The sequence below is a fragment of the Glycomyces amatae genome, assembly GCF_020991375.1.
In the GTDB taxonomy this organism is placed as follows: domain Bacteria; phylum Actinomycetota; class Actinomycetes; order Mycobacteriales; family Micromonosporaceae; genus Glycomyces; species Glycomyces amatae.
In genome coordinates this window covers 26,791-40,195 of sequence record NZ_JAJLQZ010000019.1, presented here as the reverse complement: position 1 = coordinate 40,195, position 13,405 = coordinate 26,791, and the positions used below count along the sequence as shown (strand labels likewise).

Annotated in this window: 17 protein-coding genes; 9 read left to right on the top strand and 8 right to left on the bottom strand. The window is 68.0% G+C overall.

Going from position 1 to position 13,405, the window contains the following annotated elements:
- Nucleotides 1–443: 443 nt before the first annotated feature.
- Both LO763_RS22640 and LO763_RS22635 read right to left on the bottom strand, forming a co-directional pair.
- On the bottom strand, nucleotides 444–662 hold the full coding sequence (locus tag LO763_RS22640; protein WP_230789263.1) for a hypothetical protein: 219 nt from the start codon (nucleotides 660–662) through the stop codon (nucleotides 444–446).
- Nucleotides 663–1,382: 720 nt separating this feature from the next.
- Nucleotides 1,383–2,885, bottom strand: coding sequence for a hypothetical protein (locus LO763_RS22635; protein WP_230789261.1), 1,503 nt, complete (start codon nucleotides 2,883–2,885; stop codon nucleotides 1,383–1,385).
- Between the two features lie 229 nt (nucleotides 2,886–3,114).
- Here LO763_RS22635 and LO763_RS22630 point away from each other — a divergent pair, with 229 nt between their 5' ends.
- The 4 genes from LO763_RS22630 to LO763_RS22615 all read left to right on the top strand — a co-directional run bounded on the left by LO763_RS22630 (nucleotide 3,115) and on the right by LO763_RS22615 (nucleotide 5,438).
- Entirely contained in the window at nucleotides 3,115–3,570 is a 456-nt protein-coding gene (locus tag LO763_RS22630; RefSeq protein WP_230789259.1) for a hypothetical protein, read from the top strand.
- A 513-nt stretch (nucleotides 3,571–4,083) separates the two neighbouring features.
- Complete coding sequence (locus LO763_RS22625; protein ID WP_230789257.1) at nucleotides 4,084–4,455, top strand: hypothetical protein; 372 nt, start codon at nucleotides 4,084–4,086, stop codon at nucleotides 4,453–4,455.
- A 43-nt stretch (nucleotides 4,456–4,498) separates the two neighbouring features.
- On the top strand, nucleotides 4,499–4,756 hold the full coding sequence (locus tag LO763_RS22620; RefSeq protein WP_230789255.1) for a hypothetical protein: 258 nt from the start codon (nucleotides 4,499–4,501) through the stop codon (nucleotides 4,754–4,756).
- A gap of 22 nt (nucleotides 4,757–4,778) precedes the next feature.
- The gene (locus tag LO763_RS22615; protein ID WP_230789253.1) at nucleotides 4,779–5,438 is read left to right on the top strand and encodes a hypothetical protein; all 660 of its coding nucleotides are present in this window, start codon (nucleotides 4,779–4,781) and stop codon (nucleotides 5,436–5,438) included.
- Between the two features lie 170 nt (nucleotides 5,439–5,608).
- On the opposite strand, the gene LO763_RS22610 is transcribed toward LO763_RS22615, so the two are convergent.
- From LO763_RS22610 to LO763_RS22585, 6 genes are all read right to left on the bottom strand, one after another.
- Nucleotides 5,609–6,844 carry an AfsR/SARP family transcriptional regulator gene (locus LO763_RS22610; RefSeq protein ID WP_230789251.1) on the bottom strand — a complete coding sequence of 412 codons (1,236 nt, stop codon included), beginning with the start codon at nucleotides 6,842–6,844 and terminating at the stop codon, nucleotides 5,609–5,611.
- A 30-nt stretch (nucleotides 6,845–6,874) separates the two neighbouring features.
- Complete coding sequence (locus LO763_RS22605; protein WP_230789249.1) at nucleotides 6,875–7,225, bottom strand: hypothetical protein; 351 nt, start codon at nucleotides 7,223–7,225, stop codon at nucleotides 6,875–6,877.
- Between the two features lie 104 nt (nucleotides 7,226–7,329).
- A complete protein-coding gene (locus LO763_RS22600) occupies nucleotides 7,330–7,893 on the bottom strand; it encodes a hypothetical protein (protein WP_230789246.1) in 564 nt (187 codons plus the stop codon).
- 291 nt (nucleotides 7,894–8,184) lie between these two features.
- Nucleotides 8,185–8,616, bottom strand: a complete 432-nt coding sequence (locus LO763_RS22595; protein ID WP_230789244.1) for a hypothetical protein — start codon at nucleotides 8,614–8,616, stop codon at nucleotides 8,185–8,187.
- Between the two features lie 68 nt (nucleotides 8,617–8,684).
- On the bottom strand, nucleotides 8,685–9,179 hold the full coding sequence (locus LO763_RS22590; protein WP_230789242.1) for a hypothetical protein: 495 nt from the start codon (nucleotides 9,177–9,179) through the stop codon (nucleotides 8,685–8,687).
- Nucleotides 9,180–9,454: 275 nt separating this feature from the next.
- Nucleotides 9,455–10,402, bottom strand: a complete 948-nt coding sequence (locus tag LO763_RS22585) for a hypothetical protein (RefSeq protein WP_230789241.1) — start codon at nucleotides 10,400–10,402, stop codon at nucleotides 9,455–9,457.
- Between the two features lie 250 nt (nucleotides 10,403–10,652).
- Between LO763_RS22585 and LO763_RS22580 the strand changes: the two genes are divergently transcribed.
- The 5 genes from LO763_RS22580 (at nucleotide 10,653) to LO763_RS22560 (ending at nucleotide 13,403) form a co-directional block, all read left to right on the top strand.
- The gene (locus LO763_RS22580; RefSeq protein ID WP_230789239.1) at nucleotides 10,653–11,312 is read left to right on the top strand and encodes a hypothetical protein; all 660 of its coding nucleotides are present in this window, start codon (nucleotides 10,653–10,655) and stop codon (nucleotides 11,310–11,312) included.
- Between the two features lie 68 nt (nucleotides 11,313–11,380).
- On the top strand, nucleotides 11,381–11,689 hold the full coding sequence (locus LO763_RS22575) for a hypothetical protein (RefSeq protein ID WP_230789237.1): 309 nt from the start codon (nucleotides 11,381–11,383) through the stop codon (nucleotides 11,687–11,689).
- 160 nt (nucleotides 11,690–11,849) lie between these two features.
- On the top strand, nucleotides 11,850–12,191 hold the full coding sequence (locus LO763_RS22570) for a hypothetical protein (protein ID WP_230789234.1): 342 nt from the start codon (nucleotides 11,850–11,852) through the stop codon (nucleotides 12,189–12,191).
- 108 nt (nucleotides 12,192–12,299) lie between these two features.
- Nucleotides 12,300–12,536, top strand: a complete 237-nt coding sequence (locus tag LO763_RS22565; protein ID WP_230789231.1) for a hypothetical protein — start codon at nucleotides 12,300–12,302, stop codon at nucleotides 12,534–12,536.
- A 54-nt stretch (nucleotides 12,537–12,590) separates the two neighbouring features.
- The gene (locus LO763_RS22560; protein ID WP_230789228.1) at nucleotides 12,591–13,403 is read left to right on the top strand and encodes a hypothetical protein; all 813 of its coding nucleotides are present in this window, start codon (nucleotides 12,591–12,593) and stop codon (nucleotides 13,401–13,403) included.
- Nucleotides 13,404–13,405: the final 2 nt, after the last annotated feature.

Genomic DNA, 13,405 nt, shown 5'->3' with positions numbered 1-13,405 from the left:
GGACGGCATGTTCACGCGGTGAACGATCACGGCACTCCCACGGTGCAAAGTTCGCCGTGACGACGGCATACCCGTGGGCACTACCAGATCGAGCATTTCTCCTGCCCCATCGCTCCTCACGGCACGGCCGAAGCAAGCGTCACGAAGTGAGCCGCACTGGCCCCATGCCGTGCAGGTGTCACGACGGCGGTGTACGTCATCGGGTACGGCGCCGTGCCTGTAGCGTCAGTCTCAGTGACGATAGCAGCGAACGGGAACCAGGAGGCCGAGTGGAGAAAGCCCGCGGACGCACCCCGGGGCGACCGGCGACGCGTGTGCATCCGGTTGACCGCGATGCGGCACAGGCCGCCCTTGACGCCATTGCCGACCGGCGGCGCGCACTTGACGACCCGTTGGAAGCCCGCCTGAGTCGCGACCTTGACGATGCCGCCGCCGTCTGCTCACTAGTGATCGCACACGTCGACCGGTTCGCTGAAGAGGACCTGTTCGACGCGGGCGTGCTCGCGGCATGGCTGGAATGGCGACTGTTCGTCGACGAGCGGCGCGCGCACCAGCGACGTCTGGCGCTCGCCGAAGCGGTACGGCGGAAGAAACGCACCGGCGTCGGCCAAATCGACTTGGGGACGTTCGCGTACCACTGCTTCGGCCGGTTGTCGAAGCAAGCGTTCAACGGCCGCCTCAAGGTTGCGGAACGGTTCCTGCGCCGCAGCGAAGCACGTCCGAACGAGTATGCGGAGTCCGCTGCGGCCCGACCGACGCTGCCAGCGCAGCCCGCGTCACCTGATGCCCGGCCGGTGGCCCGCGACGACGGCGCGGCCTGGTTCGCGCAAGTGCGGGCATTGGTGTTGCGACGTCGCGCACTTCGGTTCAGTGAAGCGGGGGGTGTCGCGGAACTGGCGGCACTGTTCGAGGTCGCCGCTGAGGATCGGTCGGACCTCGGCGCCATGGAGGACTTGCGGCAGCATGTGCGGTACTTGCTCAGCAGTGTCGACTTCACCGATGACGGCCAGGTTCTACCCGCGTTGACCACCGATGACAGTGACGTGCAAGCGTTGATCGACGATGCTAAACGCGCCCTTGGATTCACGAGCATTCGCAGTAAAACATTATTTTACCGGCCGAGGTCGGTGTCGATGCGCGCCAAGCTCATGCAACCGGGGCCTGCACAGAGCGGCTTCCACCTGCACCAATACTACGGCGTGGCGCTTCTGGCGTTGCCGTGGCGGCAGCCGCTCCTGATAGGAACGCCGTGCGGCGCCACCGGACGCCACTGGACCCACCGTTGTTCACGCCGTGAACAACACCTCGACTATCGAGGCAGCGGCAACCTTGGCGGCCCTGCTGTTGTTCACCCGGTGAACAACAGCCATGTACGGGTAGGTTCAGCGGCCGCGGCACACGGACCGGTGGCCGCGGCCCGGTCCCCGGCCCGGCCGGCCCCGATGCCACGTGATGACCGGCCACGGCTCAAACCACCGGCGGCCGTCCTCCATAGTCAGTGTCGGCACCGGCCCGCGATACATCACGTCCGGTTGCGTCGCCCGGTTGAGCGCACGGTACAGCGCCGTGTGCCGCACCCCGATCACGGACGCCAACTCCTCCAGCGACATGACCGGCTGCTCGAGACCGGCCGCTTCCTGCCACGCCGCGCGAGCCGAGGCTGCCGTGGGAAAGAACGCCGTATGGCCGCCGCGGTCCACCCCGAGCCCCTGGACCCCATACCGGACGGCGAACGACGAACGCAACTGCCAAGCCGACACCGGTGCGCCAGAGAGAACGCCGACGTCATGGCGGAGGAGCGTCAGCGTCCGCTCGGCAACCTTGTCCGGCGCGACCGCGATCGACCGCGAGTGCACGACCGTGTCGATGATGACACTGCGGAAACCCGACGCGTTAATCCATTGCGTCCACAAGCCCGCCGCGTCAAGCTCGGTCAGGTTCTCGCTCGCGCACACCATGTCCATGAGCGCGGTGACACCTTGCAGCGCCTTCGGCCGCTCGCTTGCTGCCGGCTGCCACAACGGCCCGAACAAGCCATCTGACCACGCTGACCAGTCATCGCTGTCATGGATGAGTTGCACTGCCGGATCGGTGTCGATCACGAGGGGACGGAACCACCAGGAGGGATTCTCGGCCAAGACGGCGGTCGCACTGGCGGCGTCCGCGAACACGGCGGCGAGACCGGCGCGGCGCAACCGTGACAGCCACCCGACCTGTTCAACGACGACTCGCGTCGCTGCCTCCGGCACGGCTGGCGCTTCCAGTGCCGCAATGGCGTCCACGTCCGTGAGGCCCGCACCGAAGGCCGCGATGGCGACGTCGGCGCGGACGCCCCGGTCGACCAGTGCCGTCAGGTGCCGTGCGGGAGGCGGTTCGGAGTCACCGGGCGCCGTGTCAAGGTCGAGCCAGCCGTGGTCGGCCCACCATGTACGGGGGCGCGCGAGGAGCGCGTCCGCGTCGGCGTCAGTGGCGACGGTCCACGGCACATGCAGCGCGGCATCGTCGGTGTCGGCGCTGATCCAACCGGCGTTGGCGAACCGGTACAGGTAGACCGGGTTGCACCAGTCGGGGACTTCGTTGTGGAACACCGGACGCGGCCATGGCTGGAAGTCGTCGAGGTTGGTGTTGTCATCGTTGGTGAGCGGTCGTCGAAGGAGCCGTATGAGGCCGCCGCGACCGAATCGGTGGACGGGTGCTTCGGGAAAGTGCGCACGCAGCGCGCGATCGGTGTCGCCGTTGTCGGCGGGGTAGGCGACCCAGAGCCAACCGTGGTCGTCGTCGACGTAGGCGATGCCGGTGCCGATCTCGCCGACGTAGGCCCAGTGCCGCATCGCAGTGACCGTTGGAACGTCGTCGCCGGTGGCATCGGCCCAGTAGTCACCCACGGCTGCAACGGTGGGGGACTCGAAGCGCGCGGGAGCGCCAACATGAGGTGGGTTCTGGGCGTCCATCACGACTTCCAAAAGATGTCTAAGGTATGACATCTTTTCTGGTGAGCGTTGACACCGGCAGCCATGTTCACCCCGTGAACAACGACACCGCGCCATGGCATGACACCGTCGCGCACTGCCGCTCTGCGCCGCTCACACGGTCGCTCACCCGTATCATGACGGCATGAATGCTGCCCCTGGCCCGACGTACCACCTCTTCGCGGACCAAGTGGACGCCGTGATCGCACTCCAGGAAAGGCCCGGCATGTACGCGGCACGACGCAAACTCGCTGCGATCGCCGCCGCACACTGCCGCGACACTGCCGGCGACGCCGCGACACACACCATCACCATCGCCGGCGCCGGCACGACCGCGCGACGACACGCCCTCGACCTCACCACCCGCATCACCGGGGTGACCGCCACGCAGGAGGCACCGCCGCAACCGGACACGCTTGCCTTCGCACTGCACGGCACGACCGCAGCCGTGTTCATCGCCGCTGAATGCATGCGCCTGCTGCAAACACAACTCGACTGGTCCATTGCGGCGCTCGGGATGCAAACGGCCGAGTTCACCGAAGCGATGGCGACCGGATGGATGAACATCACCGCCGAGCAATTGGACGGCGTCGCGTTGTAAGCACGTCAGCGGACCGCGCCTCCTGCGTTGGGGCATGTTACGGACGCTCGTCGACGCTCCGGCCAAGTACGGGGGAGCACCACCAGGTCTTGATGGAGGACCGGTAACGAGCATTGCGAGCGGTGACGTGTGCTCCGTTGGCTGCCGCCAGGGTCAGGGCGCCAATGGTGCCCACGTCATTACCGTGGGTGTCTCCTACAGGAGACACCCCTTTCGTGCAAGGAACACTGCTCCACTGGTGCCACCGGCCCCTCCCATGCTGACACGACCACGTCAAGCGGCGCGCCCTGTTGTTCACCCGGTGAACAACAGATCCGGTGCCCGGGTGCCCCGTCGTGTATACGCCGCGCGAACACGTCAAAGCACACCTCCGTCTTTCGCGAACACCGCGCCGTCTGACAGTGGTCGTGCAAGGTTTCATGCCGCGCTCAACCGCGGCAGTGCACTGCGACTGCCTGACGCGCACCGCCGCGCCTCCCACGCTACGGCCCGGACCTTAGTTACGGTCACGCCATGATGGCGCCGCAGCGAAACCTTGGGCAACTGACCTTCGACCGTCACGAGCACCCGTGGGCGCATTGGCTGTCCCCGAGAGAAGTGCACTCCTTCGCCGCCAAACTGCCCCAGCCGCTCATCGGCTCGCTGGAAATCCAACGCGTCTGCCGCCACCGCACGCGTGCCGCCGCACGCACGTGCCCCGATCATGACCTTGCGACGATCCCCGCAGCGAAACCGCACCTCGAGCTGCCGCTGCGAGCCAGTCTCACCGACCGTCAGCAAAGTGACTGGTACCCGTGGATGCGGCCCGACACATGGCTGGCACCCCGCTGGATGGTTGTCGTGGTCGTCAGTGTTGTCATTGCTATGCCGTCGGCAATGTCGTGACCGGCAGCGTCGGCGAACGCCGCAGCGCCGCAACGTTCACGCGGTGAACGTTCGCGACAACGAACCTTACCGGGATCCGGATCTGAGTCACCGCCCGCGCCTGATCAGCTGGGCGACGACGCCGACGGTCGAGAAGGTGCTCAGGGAGGATGCCTGCCACGGTAAGGCCGTCGCCAGTGCAGCGCTGAGGTGCATCGATACCCCGTTGAATGGCGGGCCGGCAGCCAAGCGCCTACGCATCGACGATGCCCCTCGGCGAACGCCACTTGTCACGCCGGAGGGAGAATTGGGACTGCACTGACGGGGCCTGATAGGTTCTCGCCGTGTCTCTCATGCGAATCTCCCTCACTGCCGCTGCGGCAATAGTTCTCCTGTCCGCTTGCGGCACGGCTGAACGGGAATCGACCCCAAGCCCGACTGCTGCCGCGCAGGAGCCGACCACTGTTGCAGCCTCTGACTTGACTTCACCGGCCCCGCTCACCGGCGCTGACCCGGCACTGATCGACCAGGAAGCCTGGTGGACGTGGGCAGGCAGCGAACTGCACGGGCAAGGCCCGGTAGAGGACGCCACCGGCGCCAACTGCGCTGCGAACCAACCCGAGGATGTCTGGTTCCTTGCGGGAACGTTCGGCGGCCATGCCGACCGTGCCTGCGACATTCCCGCTGACGTCCCGATCGTGTTCCCGCTCATGAACATGGCAGGCGGCCCGGACGACTGCGACGGTTTCCTGTCCGCAGCGGCAGGCGCCGCGAGTGTCGGCGGGGCGTCGGTCCAAGCCCATGAGTTCCCGGGAACCACGGCCATCATCGATGTGGTCGACGGCAACGCCATGTTCGGTGACGGCGGCACCTTCGAAGTGACCATGTGTGGACTTTGGGTGGCGCTCGAACCGCTGCCGGCCGGGGAGCACACGGTGGCGTTCGAAGGCGAATCCGGCGGATTCAGCGTCTCGGCGTCATACATCCTCACCGTCGCCTCGTGAACCGGTGCCGGGTGTCCCGCGGGAAACACTGTCGTTGCATCGAGTGCCGCTCGGCCCGAATGTTCACGCGGTGAACGTCCGGGCCCGACTCCCCACGAATGCCCCGCTGCAACGCACAGCGTGAACGTTCAGCCTGCGTCGGCTACCGCTGCTCTCGACACGCGCGCATGTCAATGCGCACTGGACGGTGGAAGTTCCGCCAACGGCTCGGAAGCCAGCAACGCTTCAAGGCCGCGCAGCAGCCCTGCCGGATCCAGCAGCAGTGCCTGGTGCCGTTCAAGCCATGCCAGTTGATACTGCGTCAGGTTGTTCACCACGATCTGCCTGTCTACTTTGATGACGAGCAACGTCCCGACCCGGATGCAAGCGCGATCCTCGCCCTGGAGTGCAGCGATGAGCGCGGCGGCGCCGGTGGCTTCCTGGTTGTCAATGGCTGCTTGGTCCTTGTCGAAAACCTCCATGCGGACCTTGCGTTCGATTTCAGCGGTGATCTGCTCCAGGCTCAGGTGCGACGTCTGCTTGCGTGTCCGAACCCAGAGCTTGCGGTACCAGGAGCCGCGACGGGGTGGTGCATGCCAGGACCCTTCGAGGCCCGCCTCGTCAAGCAGCCGCACCAGTGCCCGCTGCGCTGCTGCGGCGTTGTCGCCGCGGCCGAGATAGATCGAAGTCTCAGCGACGTCATCATCTCGCCTCACCCAGACGTTCCGACTGGCATCGGTCGTGCCGTACACCGCTGATGTGATGAGCGTAGTGCCGGGGTTGCCGACGGCGCTACACCAGTGGTCGACGAACACGTTCGGTTCGAGCTTGGGAGCGTGCCTCCTCCACACCCTTGCCAGCGAGGTTTCCCCAGATTCACGCATGTCCTCGAGAAGGTCAATGAGGAGTGCCTGTGCTGCTTCGAGTTGGACGCGCAGGTTCCCAAAGTAGGGGCCGGTCAGTCCGATCAGCGGTTCACCGACGATGGAAAACGCGGCGGCCTCGACGATTCGCGATGCCTTGTTGCTGCGCAGCGTGAGAAACGCGCTGTCGAGAAGCGACTTGCACCGGTCGAGGTCGACGTCCGCGTCGCCGACAAGTGCAAACCCTTCCTCGCGTCGGTGGTGCCCGTCGCGGTTGACCGTGTACCGGGTGATATCAACGCCACTGCCGTTCAAAGCGGTGCGGAGTGCAGCAAAGCTGTTTTCGGCGATCTGGGTGCCATTCCCTCCAGGGGCGGCCACCACTGCCGCGAACAATGATGCTGGAACCGTGCGCTCCGGATTGATCAGGAGGAGCGCCATCAGTTCACGCGGGCCGCCGGTAGGCAAGTCAACGGGGCGCCCTTCTCTGATGAGCGTCGCCGGCCCGAACATGTGGAAGTCCGTCTCACGCTGGTCGGTGGTTGCTTCAGTGCGTGTGCCCATAGTGCAGTCTGACCGGGGTCTGCAACAGCGTCAACCGCTAGTCGGTGCGGGGGAGTGCGGCAGCGTGTCAATGCCGAGCCACCACCGGCACGCCCGGTCGATCACGGCAGCGCGTGTGTACCCGGCGTCCTCGGTCACGTCTGCGAACGCGCTCCACCAGTCGGGGTCGACGGTGACCGTGACGTTGCGGCCGCGGCCCCATGCGATGGCGATTGGTGGGGGTGTCGGCCGGTGGGGGAGCGGGGCGGCCTCCGCCCATGCGGTGAGGACGGCGACGAGGACCCCGGTCGGGTCGCGTTCGGCACTGGCGGCAGCGTCCCTGTAGGCCTGCCACAGGGCGCGGTCGATGCGGAAGGTGACACGGAATGCGGTGGTGGACATGCCGGGTGGTCTCCATTGCGGTAAGGACAGCGGGACGGTGCAGGGCCGGGCGGTCATGGGGCGGCGTTCGCAAGCGCCGCCCCATCCGTACGCGGTAGCGGCGGTTAGCGGTCGACGTGTTCAGGCAGTGTCGCTTCATACTCCCAGGCCCAGTCCCGCAGTATTTTGGACGCGTCGTGTCCCCATCCCATGAACGGCTGTTTGCGGTGTTCGATGAACCATGCTTCGGCGGCGTGGAACGCGGTTGCGGCCACGTGGCCGAAGACCCCTTCGACGATCGTTGCCGCGAGCGGGGCGTACATGCTGGCGTTGTTGTGGCCGGCGTTGTCGGCGAGGAGGGCGGCGACGTCGCGGACGGCGGCGGAAAGGTCAGCGGGCCAGGTCGGGTTGCCGGGGACCGTGGGCAGGTCGAGCCGGTAGGTGTCGCCTGCCTTGGCGGGGAGCGCGTGGGCGCGGGTGGGGCTGGGGCTAGGTGCGCAGGAGGCGCAGACAGGCCGGAGGGGCAGGTGTCCGCCGAGGACGGGGCGCATGACGCGGGTACCGCACGCGCACGTGCCGTGTGCCGCGGCGGTGCCGTCATTCGCGTACCGGACGGTAGCGGTGGTGATGATGTCGTCAGCGCAGGTGGGGCAGTGCGCGATGAGCGTCATGATGCGGCCGTTGTGCACGGGTGTGCCTTCCTTACTGAGCGGCGGTGTCGGCGATGGTGTAGCTGTCGTCGGTGAGCGCCAGGAGCGCGGGTGCGAGGGCGTCGGTGTCGGGAGACGGTGGATGCATGTGCGAGCCCGGGGGATTGCTGAGGGTCGGCGCCCGGGGTAGTGCGGCCGCGGTGGTTGGTGTCGGCGTGAAGGTTCGCGGCCGGAGTGCGAGTGTCGCATCGGGGCAGGTGTGTGTTATGGCGCGTCCTGTGCGTTGGAGGCCCCCGTCGGGAGCCGGGCCCGGCGGGGGAGCAGTGGTGGTCAGCGCGGCGCGGCGTTCAGTGCGTGGACGATGGCGCCTGAGGTGAGCGCGCGAGTCATCAGATAGTCGAAGTCGTGTTCGATATGGAACCCGACCATGCCGCGCTTGCGGACGAGGCGACCAGGCGGCCCGGGGTGGAGCATGTTTACCGCGAGCGCGGCGATCTCACTGGTGGTGAGGACGCCGCAGTGATGGCGGAGCGCGAGGGTTCTGATGTCTTCACGCCAGGCGCGGCGGAGCCGGTCGTGACCGGCGAGCGCGGCGAGGTTCATGCGGGTGTCGCGAAAGCGGTCGGCGGCATCGTTCACGCAGGTTTCGCCCCAGGTGTGGCCTTGGCGGTAGAGCGAGACCAGTGCGGCGTCAAGTTCGATGGCACGGCGCGTGGTGTGTCCGACGAGGATGGCGTGAGCCGTGGTGACGGATGCGGTCATACTGGGTCGCTTTCAGTGAGTGCGGTTGACGGCGGGGCGGACACCGCCGAGCGGTGCCCGCCCGGTGGTTAGCGTGCGGCGGTGTCGGCCGATCGGGGCGTGAGTGTGAAGCGGGTGCCGAGCGCGTCGACGGCGGCGGCCGCGAGCGCGCGATACGCCTTGATCGTGCCGAGGTCGCCGGTGTGGCCGTTGCGGGTCTCGTCGCCGCCGAGTGCGGTGATGACTGCGTCGATTGCGCGGTCGCGAACGGCAGCGTCAGTGTCCGGGGCGGCCTGCGCTGGGGCGTCGGTCGGGATGCCGTCGCCGGTGACGCATTGGCGGTCGGTGCCGAGCAGGCATCGGCCTTGATAGACGGTGACGGTCGGTGTGGTGCCGGTAAGGCGGTGCGCAAGGTTGGCCGTTTCGGCCGCGAGTGCGGTAAGCCGGTGTTCGATGTCGGCACAGTCGCGGGCGGGATCGGCGGCGTAGCCGAGCGCAGCGTGTCGGCAGTGGGTGGCGTGCGCTTCGATCACGGTCCGGTTGCCCGGGTAGGGGATCGCGAGGTGTGTCCATTCAAGAGCCATGTTTCGCTCCCTTACAATGGTGTTGAGGCGTGCTTTCGGGGCGGTTCGCGTGGCAGCGCGAGCGGTCCCGTTGTCGTTGTGATGTCCCTGTTGAGTTGTCTAACAACACTTTTTGCTTGCTTGCGATATACCAATCCTGTCGTGGCGCACCCACAAACGCAAGCATCCGGGTGCGTTGTAGTCGACTTGTTGTCGTCGCTTATAGACAGTTGATTACCAGCTCAAAGCTGTCTCGATCGGGAGAGCGGAGCTGGTGCCCCGCTCTCCCGTACGGTCTACTTCGCGGGTGCCGCCGCGCGCTCAGCCTCTACTGTGGGCATTTTCTTCGTGGTGTCCTCGGCATCGTCCGCAACGGTGTCCCCGGCGTCGGCGCCGCGCTTCGCGCGGCGGCGCTTGAGCACGGCGACGGCAGTCGCTGCGCCGACCGCAGCGGCAGCGATGCCGCCGGTGATCCACCAGTTGATGCCGCCGCCGTCGTCACCGGTGGCGGCGGCGGGCATGACGAACGTGTCCGCGCTCGGCGCTTCGGGGGAGTACGAGGGCCACTCGGTGACCGCCGGGGACGCATCGGCAACCGAGGGAGCCGCGTATTCGCTGCCCGTGCCCGGGTCCGTCCTGCCGGTCGGGTAGTGGTAGCCGGTCCCGGGGTCGGCGGGGTCGGGGAGGAACACCGTTTCGGTGTCGGTGGCGGTGTTCGTCTCGGGTGTGTCGGTCGGCTCGTCGTTCGGGCTCGGCGTCGGGTCGATCGGGTGGGGCGAGTCCGAGGGGTCGGGCGAGGGGGACGGGGAGACGTCCGGGTCGGGGAGGCTCCCCGTCACGGTGACCGGGAGCGTCGCCGTTCCAGTGGCGTCGGTCGCGGTGAGCGCGCCGGTGACGGTCTCGGACTCATACAGGCCTGCGTCCGGGGCGGGGGTGATCTGGACGGGAATGGTGATGTCCTGCTTGGAGTCGGTGAATGTGCAGGTGATGACGGCCGGTGCGGTGGGTGTGCATCCGGCGGTGTCGGTGGTTGCGGTGGCGTAGGCGTCGAGGCCGGTCACGGCGACGGTGACGGTGACGGCCTGCTTGAGGGGCGCGGGTGCGGTGACGGTGACGGTGGCGGGCGTGCCGCCGATGACGAGGGCGGCGTCGCCGGTGAGGGTGGCGGCGTGCGCGGCCTGGGGGCAGATCGCGAATGCGGCGGCGGCGGCGGTGAGTGCGGCGGCTGCGGTTGGCTTGATCACGGTGGCTCCGTTCGGTTGGTTGTCCGTGTACCGCAAGCCTACTCGATATGAAGACAATCGTCTTCATCTGATGGGGGTTGTAGTCGACTTGTAGTCGTGCTGCGATCCGTTCGTTTCCTCGAAAATTACGGACGATCGCGGTGCAACAACTCCGCAACGTCCGATCGCAATACGACAACAAGTGAAGACAATTGTCTTAGATCAAATTAGACTTGGCGGTACACGGACCAGCAACGAACGGAGCGACACCATGTACCGCAGCACCACCCGCACCGCCGCCGAGCGCGGCGCTACCGCCCTCCTCAAAGCGGCCGAGGCTCACGAGGCCGAACAGGACGCCTCCGTCGCGCTCGCCGACTCGAACCGCGCCGCCCAGCAGGCGATCCTCGGATTCGTCGCCGCCTCCCCGGCCGTGACCGGCTACTCGGCCCGCAACCTCCACTTCGTCTACCGCCAGTTCACCCGCCGGGCCATCGCGCCGACTGCGCTCGACACGTGGGCCGGATGGGTCCAGCGCGGCCGCGTCGTGATCCACGGCGAAAAAGCCGCGAAAGTGTTCGTGCCCAAGACCGTCCAGGGCCAGCGGTGCTTCCGCCCGGTCGGGTCGGTGTTCGACATCTCGCAGACCCGCGCGATGGGACCGGCCGAATGGGCCGACATGCTCGCCGCGAAGCGACTGGAGCGCGTCGAACTGCCCGACGCGCGCACCCTTGGCGCGGCCTGCCTGGAGGCGTTCGCCGACGCCATGCGGACGCAGGCGCGCGAACGCTTCGGCGTCGAGATCACCGGATGCCCGGCCGAACTGCTCGCCGTCGTGACCGCACTTGCCGACGCTGCCGCCAGTGCGAAAGCGGCCGCCGCCGCCGCGCCGCTGGCGACCGACGCCGAGGCGGCCCTCGACCGGTTCTGACGCGCAGACGGCCCGGCCTGCTCGGCCGGGCCGCCCCGACTTCCGCTGATCTGATCAAGGAGCTTGCTTTGACCCGCGACAAGACCGTTATCCACCGCCCCCGCCGGACCTCGGGCGACTGGGTCGCGCACTGCGAGGAGTGCGACCACCGCATGTACGGCGCCGACTTCGCCGCCGTTGGTGTCAACGTCGCCTTGCATCGCGTCGCCGCCCACCGCCCCGCGCGGCCGCTGCCGCGCCGGTGCCCAGGCGCGACACTGTGGCTCGAGATGCCGTTCGCGGCCATAGGGGCGCTTATGGAACATGCACCCGCCCCGCTGCTTACCGGCAGGCCCCGCGTGAACCTCGCGCCCGCGTTCGGCCACCGGCAGCAGTGAACGACGGGGCCGCCCGCGTGTGCGGGCGGCCCCGTGCCGCCACTGGGCCCGGGTCCCGGTGCTGCGGGGGCCGGCGCCCCCTGCCGGCGCGCCCGGGAGCGCGCTCGCCCCGAATCCGCTACCATTGAAGACGATCGTCTTGAATTGGGAGGGGCCACGCATGACCGACCACCTGAAAGGCACCCGCGCCGTCGTCAAACTGCCGCCAGCGCTCGCGGCGGACTTCACCGCCGCCGCCGCCTCGGTCGAAGCCCGCGCACCCGAACTCATCGGTGCGTTCATCGCATGGTGGTGCGGGGAGGGACGCCCCCCGGTGCGCCCCGAATGGAGCGGTCGCAGCGCCAGTCGCGACGAGCGGCTCTCGGTCACGGTGCCCTTGCCGACGGGCGTGTGGGAACAGTTCGGGGCACTGGCCGACCACGACGGTTTCACCCGGGGCGAGCTGGTGACGCGGTTTGCCCGGTGGTATGTGGGGCGGGATTCGCTGCCACCGCGCCATTGACAACGAAACGGTCGCAACTGACCACAACACCGCAACGACTGAAGACAATTGTCTTCACTTCGGTTATGCTTGACCTACACGGACAAGCACTGAACGGAGCACCACCCCATGACCCTCAACCGCACCGCCTTCGCCGCGCTCATCGCCAGCACCGGCCTCGCGCTCGCCACCGGCACTGAAGGCGGCACCCCCGCCGTCACCGGCACACCGCTCGCCTGCGACCAATTCCGCGCCATGTTCGCCGCCGCTGCCGCCGCAGGCGACCGCGCCGGGGCCGCCCTCGGCCGCGCCGCCAACGGCACCTCCGCAACCGTCCTCACCTTCCCCGGATGCACCTGGGCGTAACCCACTGGTCCGGCCGGACCCGCCGCACCGCACACCACGGAAGGACCCTCCGACATGGCACGCACACCCGCCGCCCCCCGCTACACCCTCACTCACTACCCGCACCCGCTCACCGGCACCGCGAACGGCGCCGACACGTGGGGTCCCGACTCCGGCACCTGGACCGTGACCGGCATCGACCCCGCCGCCGACCGTTACCGAGCCGAAATCGTCGCCTGCCGCTGCGACCGCCCTAAGTGCAAAGGCTGGCACGCCGCCAACATCCGGAAAGTCGCCGCCACCGTCGACCCCCGCCACCGCGAGACGCGCGGCCCCGCCACACCCTGGGGCGGCCTGCTACTCCCGGCCGCCGGACAGTGGACACCCACCGGGCCCGCCTGGGCGCACGACCCGAACCTGCCGCTGCCGGGCCCCGACAAGTTCCACGCCGCCACCATCGAGGCCCGCGCCGACACCGCGCTCTGGCTCGCCGACCCCGACATTGACCCCGCCCAACGCGCGGCCTTGGCCACGATCTGGCACGTCGACGACCTCGACGCGATCCTTGACAAAGCAGCCGCTGCGCTCGCCGCACGCGAAACCGACGCCATCGACGGGCTCCGCCACGCGCGCCAACAGGTCCGCAACGCGAAAGCATCAATTACCAAGGCCGCCCGCGACCTGTGGGACGCCGAACACGGCACCACCGCACCGAACACGATCACCCGCCTGGTCACCGCCAAAGCGAACGCGGAAGCCGACGTCGCCCGCTGGGAACACCTCGCAAACGGACGCGAAGCAACGCTCACCGCGGCCCGCGAGGTCCACCGCAGCTTCATCGAACGCCGCCGCCGTCACGCTGCCCGCACGCTCGCCACTGCCGCGTAATT

Coding starts and splice junctions, on each gene's coding strand:
- LO763_RS22630 (WP_230789259.1), top strand. CDS start 3,115: ATGAATGCTGCCCCTGGCCCGACGTACCACCTCTTCGCGGACCAAGTG.
- LO763_RS22625 (WP_230789257.1), top strand. CDS start 4,084: ATGATGGCGCCGCAGCGAAACCTTGGGCAACTGACCTTCGACCGTCAC.
- LO763_RS22610 (WP_230789251.1), bottom strand. CDS start 6,844: ATGGGCACACGCACTGAAGCAACCACCGACCAGCGTGAGACGGACTTC.
- LO763_RS22605 (WP_230789249.1), bottom strand. CDS start 7,225: ATGTCCACCACCGCATTCCGTGTCACCTTCCGCATCGACCGCGCCCTG.
- LO763_RS22595 (WP_230789244.1), bottom strand. CDS start 8,616: ATGACCGCATCCGTCACCACGGCTCACGCCATCCTCGTCGGACACACC.
- LO763_RS22590 (WP_230789242.1), bottom strand. CDS start 9,179: ATGGCTCTTGAATGGACACACCTCGCGATCCCCTACCCGGGCAACCGG.
- LO763_RS22580 (WP_230789239.1), top strand. CDS start 10,653: ATGTACCGCAGCACCACCCGCACCGCCGCCGAGCGCGGCGCTACCGCC.
- LO763_RS22570 (WP_230789234.1), top strand. CDS start 11,850: ATGACCGACCACCTGAAAGGCACCCGCGCCGTCGTCAAACTGCCGCCA.
- LO763_RS22565 (WP_230789231.1), top strand. CDS start 12,300: ATGACCCTCAACCGCACCGCCTTCGCCGCGCTCATCGCCAGCACCGGC.
- LO763_RS22560 (WP_230789228.1), top strand. CDS start 12,591: ATGGCACGCACACCCGCCGCCCCCCGCTACACCCTCACTCACTACCCG.